This is a genomic window from Brevibacillus sp. Leaf182 (assembly GCF_001423865.2).
GTDB classification, from domain to species: Bacteria; Bacillota; Bacilli; order Brevibacillales; family Brevibacillaceae; genus Brevibacillus; species Brevibacillus brevis_C.
The window spans coordinates 76,695-94,794 of record NZ_LMPN02000024.1 but is presented as its reverse complement, the minus strand read 5'-3'; the positions used below and the strand labels follow the sequence as shown (position 1 = coordinate 94,794).

The following is an 18,100-nucleotide window of genomic DNA, read 5'->3' as shown; positions in this document are numbered from 1 at the left end:
CCCCGTTTCTGCCGTGGGCGACCTTTTTGCCGTCAAAAGTCAGGAAGACGATCCAAATTGTTTTCCTTGATCCCGTCTGGCTCACTCCGCAGAATGTCTCTCCCATACTTATGAAACACGTCTACATGAGCCAGCTTGCCAGCCTTTGCGTCGTTGAGTGCGGTGATATAGTCGAGCTCACGACCGGAGTCTGTTTTAAAGGCGATCAAGTCTCCATCGTCGTTTTTTCTGACGGCCACGATTTGCTCTTTTCCTGTATTCGTCAGTGGACTGTTATCATCGTTTTCCTGGATCGCCTGTTGTTCTCCAGCATTTTTGTAGTCTTCATAAATTTGTTCAAAGCTCCGTTGATCCATGCATCATTCCTCCTCATCAGTAAATAGTTGTCTCACTCATTCGGTTGTCAGGCGCAGCAGCCAATCTTTCAAGTCGACGATACGCAAAGTTTTGGGCCCCGTGGTTGTCCCGGTTACCAGCAGGGGAACGAGTGAGTCGACCTCGTGCAAGGAACCGTGTGCCGCTCCGCCGATATGGGTGGGGGAACTTTCCGTAATGAGCTCATGCCCAGGCCGAACAGTAACGACCACATATCTGCCTTCATGCGAATTCATTGCGCCATAGAGCCTCGCTAGAACGTCCGGGTATTTCCCATACGTCATCCGGTTGTTCTTGATGGTCATATCGAGCAGACGCGGATCACCATCGAAGGTCCATGTTTGACCATATGGATCAGTATAGGGACCGTTTGGCTGGTAGGAAAACTGTCGATTGATCTTGCCTGCGGTTACGACAATCTTTTGGTCTTCCTTACGCGCAATGATGTCCAGCTTAGGTTCACGCTGCAAGCGTTTTACAATATCGGATAACGGAATACGTGAGTCCAAGGCATAAATATAGGCCATTCGTTCGTTGGTCGAAATCACGACTTGGTCAGCAGGAGTGACAGGCTTACTGATTTTGGCTATTTGATAGTCGGTCAATAAGCTGCGCAAGTCAATGGTAGCGGCCTTGCGATCATCCAGAACAGCGCTCTGGCCACTGTCCCCCATGACGATCCACCGCGCTTCTTTGATTGCCTTGTCCCACGAGCCAAATGCATCGAATACGCCTTGAAGTGCCTGATCCGCTTTTTCAATCCCTTCGATCGTAGCGGGTCCCTTCTTATGTACTTCCATATCATTTTCCGGCAAGTAGGCGATGGTTAGAGGGGGGAGTTTCTTGTGGGCGATGAGATAGGCAGCCTCCTGCGCGGAAAACTCATCATTCATCCCGTATTTTCGCCAAATGCGCTTTTCGCTCTTTTGCTTCGGATCAAGATGGGCAAATGCCGCATACGACATCAGTTTGGGTCCGGTCACATTTATCTCGCTTGGCAAACGTGTGCCGAAATCAATGAGACGGGGGATTTGTAAGGAGTGGGGCGTTTTGCCTCGCCATAGAATCGCATTGATGGAAGCGGTATCCTTGCCTTTTTTCGCCAATTCTTCATGGATGGTTTTCGTATGCGGATTGAGCTGGGCTAGGTTTAATTGATGAAGGATATCTAGCAGCACTTGTGGCTGATCGATCTTCAGACCCTCTTTGGGACCATACCCGTAATAAATCATCCGCTTTTCCTTGTTGCTGAACCAGGATAATCCCGGTACATGATGCTCATTGGCATACGTCCCTGTAAGGAGGGTGCTGTCGATGGTTACCGACATGGTGGGAAAGGAGCTCACAACTTGCGGGTAATAGCGCCCGTTTGCAAGCAAATAACCCAAAGCGGGAGCTCGGCCTTGCCGGATCGCTTCTTGCAGTGGTTTGTCCATTAACGAATCAATGAGAATGAGCAGGACAGGCTTTTGCGATTCATTTCTCTCAGCTAAGGGTTGAGCCTTAAGGCTATGCGGACGAATTTGGGAAGCTGAGTCTGGCTTGCAGCTAATCACAGTCAGACTCAGCGCCAACAGGAGAAGGATGGTGTATGTGAATCGCGACTTCATGTTTCCATTCCTTTTTTGGCGAATTTGGTTTTCCTTATTTTTTGTTTTCGCGGAAAAAATATTCTCCAAGCCTGCTTCATTTAACCTTCCGGCAACAGATGAGAGATCTCTACAACAACCCCTTTTTCCAAAAACAAGCGAGGGATGCGATTACTGAGGGTGGCCACGACTTCATAGTTGATTGTTCCGAGCATTTCGGCAATCTCATCGACAGGAATCTCGCGGTTTCCTTGCTTTCCGTAAATCACGACCTCATCGCCTTGCTTTCCATTCCCGCCTTCTCCCAAGCTGACCATCATCTGATCCATCGTCACTCGCCCCGCGATCGGCAACCGTCTGCCTTGATACAGAACAAATCCCCGGTTTGAGAGTGCGCGCGAATAACCGTCGGCATAACCGATTGGAATCGTCCCGATGACCTCTCCGCGTTTTGCTATGTATGTAGCACCATAACTGATGGTAAACGGTGGCGTCAGCATTGTCTTTACATAGGAGAAGCGCGATTTCAAGCTGAGAGCCGGAACGAGCTTCACACGATTGAGCTGTCGGATATAAGCGGATGGATACAGCCCGTACATGCCGATGCCGAGGCGAATCATATCGGCACTGAATTCGGGAAAAGCAATGGTGGCAGCGGTGTTGCACATGTGTACGGTCGGAAGCTCGAACCCTTTTTCCTTCAGATAGCGAAGATACTGAACAAATAACTCATGTTGCGCTTTGGTCAATGTTTGATCAGGCTCATCCGCAGTGGAAAAATGAGTGAAGATTCCGGTCCATGCAAGGGAAGAGCTTGACGTTAGCGCCTTTACGACTGAAAGCAGCCCAGATTTTGATCGTACGCCCAAACGCCCCATGCCGGTGTCTACATTGATATGGATATTTAGACGATTGGAGAAAGCCGTTGATTTGACAATTTTATCGGCTTTTTTGATCCACTCGGTCTGGAAGGCAGACAGCTCAATATTCCAAGCGACCGCCTCTTTGACCCGTGAAAGGGGAGTGAATCCCAGCACGAGTATAGGTGCTACAATTCCCGCCTTTCGTAAGACGATGCCTTCTTCCAGGATGGCGACTGCGAGGGAAGTAGCCCCGTACTCGAGGGCATGGCGTGCTACTCCGACAGAACCATGGCCATAGGCATTCGCTTTTACAACCGCCATGATTTTCGTCTGTTCAGGAATATGCCGGCGTATCGCCCGAATGTTTTTCTTGATGGCATCGAGATTTACCTCAATCCAGGTTTCGCGAAACAACTGTTTCATCACGAATTCCTCCCTTTTTCTGGGAAACACTTCCCTCTTCCATGCGTATTCACCGCTTCTCCCACTTAAGCGTGGCCCATCAGGAAGAGAAAACAAAAAGCAGACCATCGGTGATCCTGCAAACGACAAACCACAACCATGCGTCTGGCTGGAAACGTAAAAAAAGAGCAGACTGCCGAATACTCGGAGTCTGCTCTTTTCGTTGGGTGGGTGCTGATACGAACTTATTTTTTATTCGTTTGCTTACGCAGTTACTGGTTTACCTTCATCCAGCAATTGACGCAGAACCGTTTGCAGGATACCACCATTGCGGTAGTAGTCTACGTCTACCATGGAATCGAGGCGCACGATTACTTCGAATTCGAAAGTGCTGCCGTCTTTCTTCGTCGCTTCTACTTTTACGCGTTGGCCAGGCTGAACATCATCGGAGAGGCCCACAATGTTGAAGGACTCAGTACCGTCGATGCCGAGGGACTTCCAGCTTTGGTCACCAGCGAATTGCAGAGGCAGAACACCCATACCAACCAGGTTAGCACGGTGGATACGCTCGAAGCTCTCAGCGATAACCGCTTTGATACCCAAGAGGAATGTACCTTTTGCTGCCCAGTCACGGGAAGAACCAGTACCGTACTCTTTACCAGCCAGTACAACGAGTGGAGTACCGTCTGCTTGATACTTCATGGAAGCATCGTAGATGGACATTACTTCGTCAGTTGGCAAGTATTTGGTTACGCCACCTTCAGTTCCAGGAGCTACTTGGTTGCGGATACGGATGTTTGCAAATGTACCGCGCATCATTACATCGTGGCTACCACGACGAGCACCGTAGGAGTTGAAGTCTTTGCGTTCTACGCCGTTTGCTTGCAGATACAGACCTGCTGGGCTAGTTGGCGAGATGTTACCCGCTGGGGAGATATGGTCAGTTGTCACAGAATCACCGAAGAGTGCGATGGTGTTCGCTGCTTTGATGTCTGCGATCTTAGCGATTTCTCCAGCCAGGTTTTGGAAGAATGGCGGTTCTTGGATGTACGTGGATTTTTCATCCCACTCGTACAGGTCGCCAGTTGGAACGTCGATTTTGTTCCAAGCTTCGTTTTGCGTGAACACTTGGCCGTACTCAGCGCGGAACAGAGCAGGATTCATCGCTTTGTCCATTGCAGCTGCGATCTCTTGTGGAGTTGGCCAAATGTCTTTCAAGAAGACAGGTTGACCGTCTTTGCCAGTGCCGATTGGCTCTGTAGCCAGGTCGATATCTACAGTACCTGCCAGTGCATAGGCGATAACCAATGGAGGAGAAGCGAGGTAGTTCGCTTTTACCTGTGCATGGATACGACCTTCGAAGTTACGGTTACCGGAGAGTACCGCTGCAACTGTCAGATCTTCGTCTGCGATAGCTTTGCTGGTTTCCTCTGGCAATGGACCGGAGTTACCGATGCAAGTGGTGCAACCATAACCTACTACGTTGAATCCGATAGCATCCAAGGAGTCGATCAGACCAGCGTCAGTCAGGTATTGCGTAACTACGCGGGAACCTGGAGCCAGGGAGCTTTTTACGAAAGCAGGCTTTTTCAGGCCTTTTTCCACAGCTTTTTTCGCCAGGATACCTGCACCCAGCATTACGCTAGGATTTGATGTATTGGTACAGGAAGTGATCGCTGCGATTACAACCGAACCAGTTTTCAGCGTAGCTTTTTCACCGTTTGCATAAGCAACTGGTGCGCTAGCTGCGATTTTCTCTTCGGAGAGACCAAATCCGCCTTTGTCGATCGGCGTACGGAGGCTGTTATTGAAGGATTCCTTCATAGCAGTCAGTTCTACGCGGTCTTGAGGACGTTTTGGACCAGCCAAGCTAGGTACGACAGTGGACAGATCCAGTTCCAATGTTTCGGAGAATACTGGGTCAACAGTCTCGTCAGTACGGAAGAGGCCTTGTGCTTTGGTGTAAGTTTCAACCAAGGAAATGAGGTCTTCTTCGCGACCGGTTTGACGCATGTAGTTGAGTGTTTCAGCATCTACTGGGAAGAAGCCCATTGTAGCGCCGTACTCAGGTGCCATGTTTGCTACAGTAGCGCGGTCAGCCAGCGAGATGTTGGACAGGCCTGGTCCGTAGAACTCCACGAATTTACCTACAACGCCTTTTTTACGCAGCATTTGCGTAACAGTCAGAGCGAGGTCAGTTGCAGTTGCACCAGCATTCAGTGTGCCAGTCAGTTTGAAACCAACTACTTCTGGTGTTACGAAATACAGAGGTTGGCCGAGCATTCCTGCTTCTGCCTCGATACCACCAACACCCCATCCAAGAACACCAAGACCGTTGATCATAGTGGTGTGGGAGTCAGTACCTACGAGAGAGTCAGGGAAAGCAACCAATTCGCCATCTACTTCACGAGTAGCGATTACAGTTGCGAGGTACTCCAAGTTTACTTGGTGAACGATACCAGTAGCTGGAGGAACCGCACGGAAGTTGTCAAACGCAGTTTGTGCCCAACGCAGGAAGCGGTAGCGCTCTTGGTTGCGTTCGAATTCCAATTTCATGTTGTTGTCCAGAGCGGACGCGTTACCGAAATCGTCAACCATGACGGAGTGGTCGATAACGAGGTCAACTGGAACCAATGGGTTGATTCGTTTTGGATCTCCACCAGCGCGCTTCATCGCGATGCGCATCGCTGCCAAGTCAACTACAGCCGGTACACCGGTGAAGTCTTGCAGAACGATACGAGCTGGCATGAGAGGTACTTCTTGGTTTTCGTCGCGGCCTTTTGTCCAGGTCGCCAATTGTTGTACGTGTTCTTTCGTGATCGCGCGGCCGTCGAACTGACGGACAGCAGCCTCGAGCAGAACTTTAATGGAGAACGGCAGTTTGGAAACATCGCCCAATCCTTGTTCTTCCAACCCTTGCAGGCGATAATAAGCAAAAGACTTGTCGCCTACTTGCAGGGAAGACTTTACTTTGTAAGCATCTTTGTTAGCCAATGTATACAACCTCCCTATAATAACTTGGAGTTTCATCTGGTGAAACTTTGTTTCGTTTCTTCATTACGAACCTATTATATACGATTTGTTTCCCGGCTTCTACCCCAAATTCATCATTTATATACAAAAATCATAGGTAAAGAAAATTGGCTCACGAACGTCTTCTTATTAGAAAGAAGAAAATTGCACGCACTTCAATATTATCCCGTTTATATTTCGTTTACATTCATGCAGTATCTTATCACTTGCAAGTGAATGAGTGGAGGAAAAAGGGGAGAAATGAACGAATGGAACAAACCAATAGTGTAGGGAAATGGGGAAACTGGCGGCCTTTCTTTCGATTAATAAGGGAAACAAAGCCATCCAAGCTAAAAATCGGTGTCGCGTTGTTCATGAGCATCGCCACCACGCTGGTGAGCTTAGTGATTCCGCTATTTACAAAGGATTTGGTGGACAGCTTTACTCTATCTACGATCACGACACCACAAATCATTCTTTTGATCGTTGCCTTTATCGCACAAGCCATTGCGGGAGGGCTGTCCATCTACTTATTAAATCATGTCGGCGAGAGTGTGGTGGCCTCACTCCGTGAAAGACTCTGGAAAAAGCTGCTCATCCTGCCGATCTCTTATTATGATAGCAACCGGACTGGTGAGACGATCAGTCGAATGACCAACGATACAGGTGTCGTGAAAAGCCTGATTAGTGATCATCTGTCCAGCTTTTTCACAGGATTAATCACGATCATTGGTTCTGTGGTGACTTTGCTCTACCTCGATTGGCAAATGACGTTAACCATGCTCGTTGCTGTGCCGCTGTGCGTCGGGATTCTCGTGCCGCTTGGCAGTCAAATGTACAAAATTTCGAAAGGTCTGCAAGATGAGACCGCCAGCTTTACGACGATTATGAATCAAGTGCTCCAAGAGATGCGGCTCGTCAAATCTTCCAATGCCGAAACCCACGAACTGGGAATGGGAACAAAGGCAATCGGGAATCTATTTCGATTCGGGCTGAGAGAAGGAAGAGTCCAAGCGGTCATTGGGCCGTTAATGTCCTTTATCCTGATGGTGCTGCTCGTGGTTGTGATCGGCTATGGTGGCATGCGCGTGTCCACGGGAGCATTGACAGCTGGTGAGCTGGTCGCGTTTATTTTGTATCTGGTGCAAATTGTCATACCGCTGGGGCAATTCACACAGTTTTTCACCTCCTTGCAAAAAGCCATGGGGGCAACTGAAAGAATCATTGCGACACTGGACGCCGAAGAAGAAGATCTTTTGACAGGACGGACTCTTGAAAATGCAGGCCTGCCCATTCATTTGAACCATGTGAGCTTCGCGTATGAGAACGGGGAAACGATACTCGATGATGTCAGCTTTACGATTGGGGCCGGAAAAGTAAATGCGATTGTCGGACCGAGTGGCAGCGGCAAGACGACGTTGTTTTCCCTGGTTGAAAGGTATTACCAGCCACTGAGTGGAGAAATTAGGCTGGGCAATGATCCCATCACAGATTTTTCCTTGAAGTCGTGGAGAAGCCAAATCGGCTACGTGTCCCAGGAAAGTCCATTGATTGCCGGAACCATCCGAGAAAATATTTGCTACGGGATTTCACGGACGATTAGTGACGAGGAACTGAAGCAAGCGGCAGAGATGGCCTATGCGGATCAATTTATTGAAGAATTGCCGAATGGCTATGAGACAGAAGTAGGGGAGCGAGGCATAAAGCTATCGGGAGGACAGCGCCAACGAATCGGCATTGCCCGAGCACTGCTTCGGGACCCGCAAATCTTGATGTTGGATGAAGCGACCTCTAGCTTGGACAGTAATTCCGAGATGATCGTCCAGAAGGCGTTGCAAAACTTAATGAAGGGACGTACCACCCTCGTGATTGCCCATCGGTTATCGACCGTGGTGGAAGCAGATCAAATCATCTTTTTGGAAAAGGGAAAAATCACAGGTATGGGTACACATGAAGAGCTTTTTCAAACTCATGGAATGTACCGCGAATTAGCTAGTCAGCAATTGCTCGTAAAAGAGAGGGTGTAGAACGTGACCACGATTATGGTAGTCGACGACGATCCGCATATTCGCGAGCTCGTCAGCGTCTTCTTGCGCAACGAAGGCTTTACGATAGTGGAAGCAGCAGACGGACAGGAGGCACTGGACAAATTGGAGTCGGTTGCCGCACAACTGGTGATTCTTGACATCATGATGCCGAACATGGACGGCTGGGAACTGTGTCGAAAGCTTCGCAAGCATTATGATTTTCCCTTGCTCATGCTGACTGCAAAGGGTGAGACGTCGCAAAAAATCAAAGGCTTCGAGCTAGGGACAGATGATTATTTGGTGAAGCCGTTTGATCCGCAGGAGCTGGTCGTCCGGGTAAAAGCGCTGCTCAAGCGTTACCGGATTGCCGCTTCGCATCAGGTTCAAGCAGGGCGACTGCTACTTGATCGTAAAACGTTTGCAGTCGCTAGTGGGACGAAAACATGGACCATTCCACTCAAGGAGTTCGAGCTGTTGTTCAAATTGGCCAGCTATCCCGGGCAGACCATTTCCCGCGAGCAGTTGATCGAACAAATATGGGGTTATGATTTTGAAGGAAATGAGCGTACGGTAGACGTGCATATCAACCGATTGCTGGAGCGTTTTCCGGAAGCGATGTACGGCTTTTTGATCCGGACAGTCCGGGGACTTGGTTATCGTTTGGAGATTGTCGTATGAAAATGAGGCGAAAAAAACATTCCCATGCTTTGCTGAAACTCGTAGGCGTGGTGGGCATATGTGCTGTTTTTGCCTTGTGCGGACTAGGTGCATACGCGATTACCACGCTCTTTTATGGCTATATGGGCTATCATCCCAATGATTTTGTAAAAGTGTTGGTCCATTCCGTTTTGAACTGCATATTGTTCATTGGGGTAGGCATGATCATTTCTTTTTTCACTATGCCAAGGCATCGAGGCAGGTTTCAACCATTGATTGATGCGCTCAGACGGATTGCCATGGGGGATTTTCGGGTCAATCTCGATATCAAGCTGGCGCACGAATGGGGGGAGCTGGTGGATGGCATCAACCACGTGGCGGAGCAATTAAATGAAATGGAGAAGCTGCGGCAGGAGTTCATCTCCAATGTTTCCCACGAAATTCAATCGCCTTTGACGTCGATCAGCGGGTTTGCTCGGGCCCTGCATAATGAAAGACTAAGTCCAGAAGAGCGTATTCGTTACTTGGAGATTATCGAGTCGGAAAGCAAGAGGTTGTCCAAGATCAGTGACAACCTGCTTAAGCTCACTGCGCTAGAGGGCATCCAGCATGAGTTAGAGAGGAAGCCGTATCGGTTGGACACGCAGCTACGCGCAATCATCCTCGCATGCGAGCCGCAATGGATGGCGAAAGAGATTGAAATGGACATAGACTTGGAAAAAGTTGAAATCGTCGCCGACGAAGATATGCTGAGTCAAGTCTGGACCAACTTACTTGGTAACAGCATCAAATTCACGGAGGCAGGCGGGAAAATTAGCGTAAAGCTGGAGACGGTAAACGGCGAAGTGCTCGTGAAAATAATCGACTCGGGAATCGGGATATCCAAGGAAAATCGGGAGCGCATTTTCGAAAGGTTTTTCAAGGCGGACCCATCGCGGAACCGAGCCAATTCGGGCAGTGGCCTGGGCCTGGCAATCGTGAAAAAAATAATCGATTTGCATCATGCCACAATCGCCGTTGAGAGTGAAGTCGGGAAAGGTACCACGTTTACGATTACATTTGTTCAATCAGCATAAAAAAGCTGCCCCTTCGTCCGGGTTGACGGTCTGGGACAGCTTTTTTCATGACGAGTAACCAGTTACGCGCCGATATATTTGGCATGGAGCGAACGTGCCAGGCTGATGTCATCTGTGCCTTGCACGAGTACGCGACCATCCGGGAAAATGACGAGTGTGTACGTATCAACACGGAAACGCAGTAAAAACTTGTTTTGCTCGATTTGACCTAAAGGGGAAAGGCGATCAGCCAATGCATTCAAATCAAGTGTCATTGCAGTGGCGGGCGAGATTTGTACGGTGTCTCGACCGCAAAGCGAAACGGCTTGTCCATCCTGGGTATCCGGTTGCAAAAACGAAAATTGCTTGTGCCCACATGTCGGACAGTCGTCTCGGCGGGCATTGACCACCTTGATTTGCTGATGGCGGTTATGCCAAATCTCAAAGTGCTCCAGATTCGGATTGAGCTCATCCATTGCGCCTACTAACAGCTTGAATGCTTCGGTTGCCTGATAGGAGGCGACGATGTGAATGATTGGTCCGATGACGCCAGCCGTGTCACAGGTAGGCATCTCACCCGGGTTTGGCGCTTCAGGGAAAAGACAGCGCAAGCAAGGTGTGATCCCCGGACGAATCGCGGTAAAAGTTCCGGTCGCACTCACAGCGCCACCGTACACCCACGGGATGCTATGTTTAACGCAAACATCGTTCACGAGATATCTCACCTGAAAGTTATCCGTCGCATCCAGAACAAGATCGACATCTGCCAGCAGTTCCTCCGCATTGTAAGCGGTGAGGTCTGCAACAATCGGATCGATGGTGACGGCTGAGTTGATCTTTGTCAGCTTGGCGTGAGCGGCGATTGCTTTTGGCAAATGTTCGGCTGCATCGGATTCGTCGTAGAGCATCTGACGCTGTAAGTTGCTCGGCTCGACGAAGTCGCGGTCAATGATGCGGACAAAACCTACACCAGCACGGACCATATGATTGGAAAGAACGGTTCCGAGCGCTCCCATGCCGACGATCGCTACACGGCTTTGCCCGAGCTTTTCTTGTCCACTGCGCCCGATTGGATGAAACAATATCTGACGGGAATAGCGAGTATCCAAGGCGTTACTCCACCTTTCCTTCTGGCATCGCAAGCGGATTCCATGGTCCTTGCTGATGTCCCTTCCATTCGCTGCCATCTTCCCACATTTCTTTTTTCCAAATGGGGACGATCTGTTTGAGTCGCTCGATGGCATAACGGCCTGCTTCAAACGATTCATTGCGATGCGCTGTTGCAACGGCACAAACAACCGCAATCTCTTCCACAGCCAAATGACCGATACGATGGTGCATCGCGACTTGCGCTCCCGGCCAGCGTTCCTCGATCTCTGCTGCGACTTGCTTCATTTTTTCAACAGCCATAGGGGCATAAGCTTCATAGGACAAATACACGGTGCGCTGACCATGGGTAAATTCCCGAACAGTTCCGACAAAAGTAAGGATTGCGCCTGCATGCGGGTTGCTCACCAGACGAACGAGCTTGTCCGCGGAAATCGGCTCCTCGGTAATGGCAAAGCGCGGGTCTTCTTCTCCGCCGCTTACAGGAGGTAAGAGGGCAATCTCGTCGTCGGCTGAAATGACCTGATTTTTCGCTGCATATTCATGATTGATGGAGACAAAGCAACTGCCTAAAAGCGCAGAGAGCGCAGGATATTCTTTTTCCACTGCTTGCAGAAGATCGCTTACGGTCGCGCCTTCAGATAGGGTCAACTGTACTTCCCGGGCATTCGCACGTTCAGCGAGTCCGGCAAATAACAAGATCGTAATGGTCAAGACAATTCCTCATTTCCCTGGATGATACTACTCTCTAGGCTAGACGATATCATAAACCGATCAAAGTTGCCAATGAATGGGGTGTTACAATCAGCCGTTACTTCTAAGGGGCGAAGCCTTCCTGACTCAAATAGATCTGATCCGGGGGAAAAACACGTAATAGCCGATCATAGACGATTCGATAGGCGGAAGGATCATACCATTGTTCCAATCCAAGCTTTTCATAGAGTACGGGTATGCCGTTTCTTTTCGTTCGTTTACCGCCGCTGCCATCTCCCATATAAAAATCGTCGACACAGACACGTGTGACCAAGGAGCGCAAAATCTCCGGGAATGACTCACTACTAGGCAAAACAGGGGCAATTGTTGCTTGTGTAGGGATGCCTGCTTCCGCCAAATGCTGGAGTGTTTTGAGCCGCGCTTGAATGGGGGGAGCCTGTGGGCTAAAGTGCCTGCGAATCTCCTCCAAATCGGTCTCGACAGTCATGCTGACGCGGACGCGATCCCCCAGCAGGAGCAACAAATCGGCATCCCGCCAAACCAAGGGGCTTCTCGTCTGCACCAGCAAAAAATCGGGTGGATTCTCTACCATGACTTCGAGTAAAGACCTCGTTACCTTTTCCGTTTGTTCGACTGGCTGATAAGGGTCTGTACTCGAAGACATGAAGATGGTCACCTTTCCTTTTTTCTTTGCCCGCAGTAGCTCCTTGCGTAATAAGTCGGCAGCTTGCTGCTTAATGTCAACCCACGTGCCCCATTGCTCGTTGCGAAACAAAGAGACAGGCATTTGCCGAACATAGCAATAGGAGCAGGCGAAAGAACAGCCCGTATACGGATTCAGCGAGTGGGTGTAATCCGCAAGAAATCCGCTTCCTTTATTGAGGAGGGTTTTCGGCATTTTATAGGAAAGGATGCTTTTCATATTGGCGTTCCTCACTTTGCATCATGAAAAATAATTCCGAGGCTGTAGCGCGTGCCCGAGGTAATCGTGCTGACACCGTGACGCAGCGTGTTTTTATAGTAGCCTCGCGTTCCCTGCACAGGACGATAGGATGTCGGGAAAATCAGGCCAGCGCCTTGCTCCAAGGTTATCACATGTCCCCGGCTCTGCGCGCGCGGCCGTTGCTCCATCAGCAGAAATTCTCCGCCCCTGTAGTCCTTCTCCTTTTGATTCAAGGCAAAAACCACTTGAAACGGGAAGAACACCTCGCCGTACATATCCTGGTGTAGACAATTGTAGCCGCCCGTTTCGTATTTCAAAATCAAGGGAGTGGAGCGTAGCTGACCCTGATCGTGACATTGCGCCAAAAATTCAGGGAGGGTAGCAGGATAGATAGCTTCGCGTCCAAGCATTTCCAGCCACCGATTCGCAGTCTGCGCAAGCATCGGATAAAAGCCTTCGCGAAGCTCCTGCAAGAGCGAGGGAAGGGGCGCCTGATAATAACGATACTCCCCTTCTCCGAAACGGTACCGTGCCATCTGGATCGTATTGCGAAAAAGGTCATCCTGTCCATACGTAGCGATTAATTCTTCGCACGCATCCGCGCTTATTAAGGAAGGAAAAGCAGCATACCCTTGTTCGTCCAACTCCTGTTGTATGGAATGCCAGTCAAGTGCAGCGATCCTTTCTGTCACCAATTTAGCCATGCTTCACACTCCGATTCGTTTTTTTCTCCAAATCAAGCAGAGTTGTCTTCATGGGCAGTCCTCCGCGATAGCCTGTCAGTGAACCGTTTTTACCGACGACGCGGTGGCAAGGGATTGTAATGAGAACGGGATTGGCACCGATTGCGGCGCCGACAGCACGAACAGCAGCAGGCTTTTCAACTATGTTCGCAATGTCGGTGTACGATGCCGTTTGACCATATGGGATTTGGCGTAGTGCCTCCCAGACAGCGAGCTGAAAAGGCGTTCCAGACAGGTCGCAATCCATGGAAAAATGCTCGCGCGTTCCCTGCAAATATTCCATCAGTTCTGTTGCAAAAGGCTTTAGCCATGGATCGTCTTGCACCAATGCACTTTGTGGGCGATGCTTTTTAACCCACGCTTCCAATTCGGAAAAAGGCTGGTTGACCGAGCCAACATAACAAAGCCCGGCAGCCGTGGCAGCTAAATAAATGGTCCAATCACCATGCACAAGCATTGACCAACGTATCGTTTGATCCTTCATCGTTTCCATTTCCATACGCCTCCTTTGAGCTGTGTACGCACAGTATACCTCCAGCATTTGCTCTTCGTACGTTTTAAGGAGTGGATGAGCAAGATAACGAAACAATGTCGTCTACATTCCCATTGCTTTTATCCAGCGGCGGGAGTAAGGTAGGAGGAGATAGAGGAGGAACGATACTCGTATGACTGATCAATTAACACATTTTAATGAACAAAATCGAGCGCGGATGGTAGACGTGTCTGAGAAGGACGTCACAAAACGGGTGGCTGTAGCCGAGAGCCAAATCAGCATGAAACCCGAAACCCTCGCCCGAATCCGCGAAGGTCGAATCGAAAAGGGCGATGTACTCGCCGTAGCGCAGGTAGCAGGTGTCATGGCTGCCAAAAAGACGTGGGAAATCATCCCGATGTGTCATCCGCTGCCATTGACTGGCATCGACATACAGTTTGCTTTTGTAGATGAAACGACGCTTGCGATTACAGGAACCGTGAAGACGACAGGGAAAACAGGCGTCGAGATGGAGGCGTTGACCGCTGTCAGCGTAGCGGCTTTGACGGTGTATGACATGTGCAAAGCCATGGATAAAGAAATGATAATCGGTCCGACCAGTTTGCAATCCAAAACAGGCGGAAAAAGCGGCGATTTCCATCGGGGAGAGAAGTAAGGCATGAGGCAAAAGTGGGAATCCTATCCAAGCAGCATTCGTTTATTGGCGATTGCTGCCGTCATTTTTTCTACTGGAATGGCGTGTATTTGGCCGCTAGTCACGATCTATATTCACAACCATCTCGGAAAGCCGCTGACTGTAGCCGGCTTCTTGTTGCTTTTAAATCAAGGCGCATTCCTGATCGGGAGTATTGTCGGCGGGATGATGTTTGACCGCTGGGGCAAAATGCGCACCATCATTGTCGGTTCCATCGGCGTTATTCTGATATCGATCGGCTTAGGTGTTACACAAGATTTTACGATTTATGTTGCGTTGCTTCTGCTGAATGGACTTTTTTACGGAACACTTTCCCCTGTGATGAATGCACTGGCCGTCGTGTTATGGCCGGACGGAGGACGGAAAGGAATTAATCTGATTTATGTCTCCCTCAATGTGGGGGTAGCTGCCGGTTCTGCGTTGGGCGGCTTCTTGGCAAGTGTGTCATTTGCCTGGACGTTTTTCGGTAATGCCATTTCACAAGTGATCGTTCTCGCCATGTTCATGCTCATTTTACCGCGTCAGTTAAAAATGGTGGAACAACAAAGCCGAAACTCGACGACTGGACAAAGCATGTCTGAGCAAGCAACTGGTGATGTGCTGCGACAACCACAGCAAGAGTCAAAGGTGGTATGGGGGGCTCTGCTGCTATTATGCGGGGGGCTATTAATTAGCTGGATTGTCTATGTACAGTGGACGACGGTGCTGTCGACTTACATGCAATCCCTGGGCATTACACTCCGTCAATACAGTCTGTTGTGGACGCTGAATGGTGGTTTGATCCTGTTCGGTCAGCCGTTGATTGCGTGGGTCATTCGACGCTTTGCCCGTACGCTAAAAGCTCAAATGCTCTTGGGTGCTTATATTTTTGCCTTGTCGATGCTGATTTTGTCTCAATCAACGGCTTATGCAGGCTTTGTGGCAGGCATGTTCATCATGACGCTGGGAGAAATGCTCGTGTGGCCAGCGGTGCCGGCTGTTGCTGCACAGTTTACGCCAGAGGGACGAGAAGGCTTCATTCAAGGGCTGATAGCAGGGACTGGATCAGCTGGACGGATGCTCGGACCATTGCTTGGCGCATTCATTTTCCAATCGATTCATGCGCAGGGACTATTGTTCGTGATGGCAGGCTTGTCGTTGGTGTCTGTCGCATTCTTTGCCTTCCACACCTCTTTTCAAAAAAGAAGGCATCAAGTACCCGTACAGAATCAAGTATCTTGACACGGTATACGTGCTCAAGTAGTATGATATAGACGAAAAAACAGTATATTCCGTGTGTTTGACTTATTCAGAGAGGTGGAGGGACTGGCCCTATGAAGCCCGGCAGCGGATCTGTTCCATGTGATGGACAGATGCTGTGCCAATTCCAGCAGGATTTTTTCCTGACAGATAAGGACGTGACCAAGCTGATCTCCCCCTTTTTCTGTATGGAAAAAGGGGGTTTTACTGTATTGGGCCCCAAGAAAGGAATGGAAGAAAGATGCGCATTCAACCCTCCGACATGATTGATCGACTCCCTACCCAGTTTTTTGCGACCCTGGTTGCAAAAGTAAACAAGGTCATTGCGCAAGGCCATGACGTCATTAACCTGGGGCAGGGCAATCCCGATTTGCCGACTCCGCCGCACATTATTGAAGAATTACAGGCACAAGCGGCACAACCACTCCATCACAAATATCCGCCTTTTCAGGGACGTGTGGAACTGAAGCAGGCAGTGGCTCATTGGTATAAGCAAGAATTTGATGTGGACCTCGATCCGGAGGAAGAAGTAGCGATATTGTTCGGCAGCAAAACCGGACTCGTAGAGATTTGCCAAGTACTCATGAACGCAGGCGATGTTGCACTGGTTCCGGACCCAGGCTATCCGGATTATTGGTCGGGGGTTGCTGTCGTAAACGGACGGATGGCCATGATGCCGCTGAAGGCGGAAAATGACTTTTTGCCAGACTACAGCCAGCTCTCCCAAGCTGATTTGGATCGAGCGAAACTGATGTTTCTCAACTATCCGAACAATCCAACAGCAGTCAACGCACCACTTGAGTTTTATGAGGAGACCATTCGTTTTGCGCGAAAACATGAAATCGTCGTCTGCCACGACTTTGCCTACGGGGCGATCAGCTATGACGGGAAAAAGCCAGTCAGCTTCATGCAGGTTCCTGGAGCAAAAGAAGTGGGCGTAGAATTCTATACCTTGTCTAAAACGTACAACATGGCAGGCTGGCGTGTTGGTGCCATGGTAGGGAATCGCGAGCTGGTACGTCTGATCAATCTCATTCAGGACCATTACTTCGTCAGTCTGTTCGGAGCGGTACAGATGGCGGCAGCCAAAGCGATGACGGAGTCGCAGCAGTGCGTTCGCGACCTCGTCGCTGTCTACGAAAGCCGCCGCAATGCCTTGTACTCCAATCTGCATCGGATTGGCTGGCAGGCTCCACCATCACAAGGTTCGTTTTTTGCTTGGCTTCCTGTTCCAAGCGGCTTCACATCCGTGGAGTTCTCTGACCTGCTTTTGGAAAAAGCGCATGTTGTCGTAGCGCCGGGAAATGGCTTTGGTCCGACAGGTGAGGGCTATGTGAGAGCGGCTTTGTTATCCAGTGAAGATCGTCTCGCAGAAGCGGTCCAACGGATTGAGCAGTTAGGGTTATTTACGAAAACCAAATAAAAGCGAGGCAAATTGGCCACACTACCATATAAATGGAGTGTGGCTTTTTTCTTCTAGAATAAAAATCATTCTCATTATTGACAGATAATGATTTTCATTATACGATGTCATTGTTGTTAATGATAATTAGTCTCAGCGAGAGCGGGAGGGTACCATGCGCTATCAGATTAACGGTTACACGGATATGTATACGGTGATCTCCAACGAGCGGAAAATCGGCGGAGCCATTGAAGCAAGCCAGATTCGCTTGCGGACGGGAGAAGTTTACGCCAATGCTGTTCTCACTCGGTTGGAAATGTCAGGTGCGCATTTTTGCTCGATCGGATTTGTAACAGAAGAAGGCAAAAGACTGATTGTCCATGTGAATGATATCAGCATGATCGCTGATGCTCGTCACGTTAACGTTTGTGAGCTGACGAACGAATGCATGAGAGTGGAGAAGTCCGCAGAGAGACTGAAGCGATTGAAGCGTCTCTGTGAACTGAATGAAGGAAGCTGTACGCCGACCTTCCAGGAAGAGGCATTGCTGTTGGCAAGCGATATTGGTATGGAAGAAGCGTCCGCGCATGTAGACCTCTCTTTCCTCCCACACACAGAGAAACCACGTGTGTTCCGAATCGCCTAGGATGATATAGCCCATACATATGGACCCCTTTTCGTTTGATACGAAGAGGGGTTTTTTGCATGAAGTGTGTCAAGACTAACGATTGAACAACCGCTCGACATAGTCAAAACCTATCTGCTCATAGCTAGCAAGGATTGGA

16 protein-coding genes and 1 riboswitch are annotated in these 18,100 nt (G+C 49.5%); of the genes, 7 read left to right on the top strand and 9 right to left on the bottom strand.

The features are described from left to right. Positions 1–32 precede the first annotated feature (32 nt). The 4 genes from ASG16_RS16750 to acnA all read right to left on the bottom strand — a co-directional run bounded on the left by ASG16_RS16750 (position 33) and on the right by acnA (position 6,223). Complete coding sequence (locus ASG16_RS16750) at positions 33–356, bottom strand: DUF3892 domain-containing protein (protein WP_048034023.1); 324 nt, start codon at positions 354–356, stop codon at positions 33–35. Positions 357–392: 36 nt separating this feature from the next. After that, a complete protein-coding gene (locus ASG16_RS16745; protein WP_056489849.1) occupies positions 393–1,985 on the bottom strand; it encodes an alkaline phosphatase family protein in 1,593 nt (530 codons plus the stop codon). Between the two features lie 80 nt (positions 1,986–2,065). Continuing rightward, complete coding sequence (alr, locus tag ASG16_RS16740; RefSeq protein ID WP_056489433.1) at positions 2,066–3,250, bottom strand: alanine racemase; 1,185 nt, start codon at positions 3,248–3,250, stop codon at positions 2,066–2,068. Positions 3,251–3,493: 243 nt separating this feature from the next. Further along, positions 3,494–6,223: an aconitate hydratase AcnA gene (acnA, locus tag ASG16_RS16735; protein WP_048034021.1), complete on the bottom strand. Its 2,730-nt coding sequence runs from the start codon at positions 6,221–6,223 to the stop codon at positions 3,494–3,496. A 287-nt stretch (positions 6,224–6,510) separates the two neighbouring features. Between acnA and ASG16_RS16730 the strand changes: the two genes are divergently transcribed. Genes ASG16_RS16730 through ASG16_RS16720 form a run of 3 tightly spaced genes read left to right on the top strand, consistent with a single transcriptional unit; the run spans position 6,511 to position 10,001 of the window. After that, positions 6,511–8,268, top strand: coding sequence for an ABC transporter ATP-binding protein (locus ASG16_RS16730; protein WP_056489431.1), 1,758 nt, complete (start codon positions 6,511–6,513; stop codon positions 8,266–8,268). A gap of 3 nt (positions 8,269–8,271) precedes the next feature. Then, positions 8,272–8,946: a response regulator transcription factor gene (locus ASG16_RS16725; RefSeq protein WP_056489429.1), complete on the top strand. Its 675-nt coding sequence runs from the start codon at positions 8,272–8,274 to the stop codon at positions 8,944–8,946. After that, the gene (locus ASG16_RS16720; protein ID WP_056489427.1) at positions 8,943–10,001 is read left to right on the top strand and encodes a sensor histidine kinase; all 1,059 of its coding nucleotides are present in this window, start codon (positions 8,943–8,945) and stop codon (positions 9,999–10,001) included. The genes ASG16_RS16725 and ASG16_RS16720 overlap by 4 nt, the downstream gene beginning before the upstream one ends. A gap of 62 nt (positions 10,002–10,063) precedes the next feature. On the opposite strand, the gene ASG16_RS16715 is transcribed toward ASG16_RS16720, so the two are convergent. From ASG16_RS16715 to ASG16_RS16695, 5 genes are all read right to left on the bottom strand, one after another. After that, positions 10,064–11,089 carry a ThiF family adenylyltransferase gene (locus ASG16_RS16715; RefSeq protein ID WP_056489426.1) on the bottom strand — a complete coding sequence of 342 codons (1,026 nt, stop codon included), beginning with the start codon at positions 11,087–11,089 and terminating at the stop codon, positions 10,064–10,066. A gap of 4 nt (positions 11,090–11,093) precedes the next feature. Beyond that, positions 11,094–11,801: a molybdenum cofactor biosynthesis protein gene (locus tag ASG16_RS16710; protein ID WP_056489423.1), complete on the bottom strand. Its 708-nt coding sequence runs from the start codon at positions 11,799–11,801 to the stop codon at positions 11,094–11,096. 103 nt (positions 11,802–11,904) lie between these two features. Next, a complete protein-coding gene (locus tag ASG16_RS16705) occupies positions 11,905–12,723 on the bottom strand; it encodes an SPL family radical SAM protein (RefSeq protein ID WP_056489421.1) in 819 nt (272 codons plus the stop codon). A gap of 11 nt (positions 12,724–12,734) precedes the next feature. Beyond that, the gene (locus tag ASG16_RS16700) at positions 12,735–13,448 is read right to left on the bottom strand and encodes a 2OG-Fe(II) oxygenase (RefSeq protein ID WP_056489419.1); all 714 of its coding nucleotides are present in this window, start codon (positions 13,446–13,448) and stop codon (positions 12,735–12,737) included. After that, on the bottom strand, positions 13,441–13,980 hold the full coding sequence (locus tag ASG16_RS16695) for a methylated-DNA--[protein]-cysteine S-methyltransferase (RefSeq protein WP_056489417.1): 540 nt from the start codon (positions 13,978–13,980) through the stop codon (positions 13,441–13,443). Before ASG16_RS16695 ends, ASG16_RS16700 begins: the two co-directional genes overlap by 8 nt. Positions 13,981–14,152: 172 nt before the next feature. Here ASG16_RS16695 and moaC point away from each other — a divergent pair, with 172 nt between their 5' ends. The 4 genes from moaC (at position 14,153) to ASG16_RS16675 (ending at position 17,961) form a co-directional block, all read left to right on the top strand. Beyond that, the gene (gene moaC / locus ASG16_RS16690; protein ID WP_047071888.1) at positions 14,153–14,635 is read left to right on the top strand and encodes a cyclic pyranopterin monophosphate synthase MoaC; all 483 of its coding nucleotides are present in this window, start codon (positions 14,153–14,155) and stop codon (positions 14,633–14,635) included. A 3-nt stretch (positions 14,636–14,638) separates the two neighbouring features. Further along, positions 14,639–15,895 carry an MFS transporter gene (locus tag ASG16_RS16685; RefSeq protein ID WP_056489415.1) on the top strand — a complete coding sequence of 419 codons (1,257 nt, stop codon included), beginning with the start codon at positions 14,639–14,641 and terminating at the stop codon, positions 15,893–15,895. A gap of 60 nt (positions 15,896–15,955) precedes the next feature. After that, a riboswitch (SAM riboswitch) is annotated at positions 15,956–16,070 on the top strand. Positions 16,071–16,154: 84 nt separating this feature from the next. Continuing rightward, positions 16,155–17,336 carry a pyridoxal phosphate-dependent aminotransferase gene (locus ASG16_RS16680; protein ID WP_056489413.1) on the top strand — a complete coding sequence of 394 codons (1,182 nt, stop codon included), beginning with the start codon at positions 16,155–16,157 and terminating at the stop codon, positions 17,334–17,336. A 154-nt stretch (positions 17,337–17,490) separates the two neighbouring features. Continuing rightward, positions 17,491–17,961, top strand: a complete 471-nt coding sequence (locus ASG16_RS16675) for a hypothetical protein (RefSeq protein ID WP_056489412.1) — start codon at positions 17,491–17,493, stop codon at positions 17,959–17,961. The last annotated feature ends 139 nt before the right edge of the window (positions 17,962–18,100 follow it).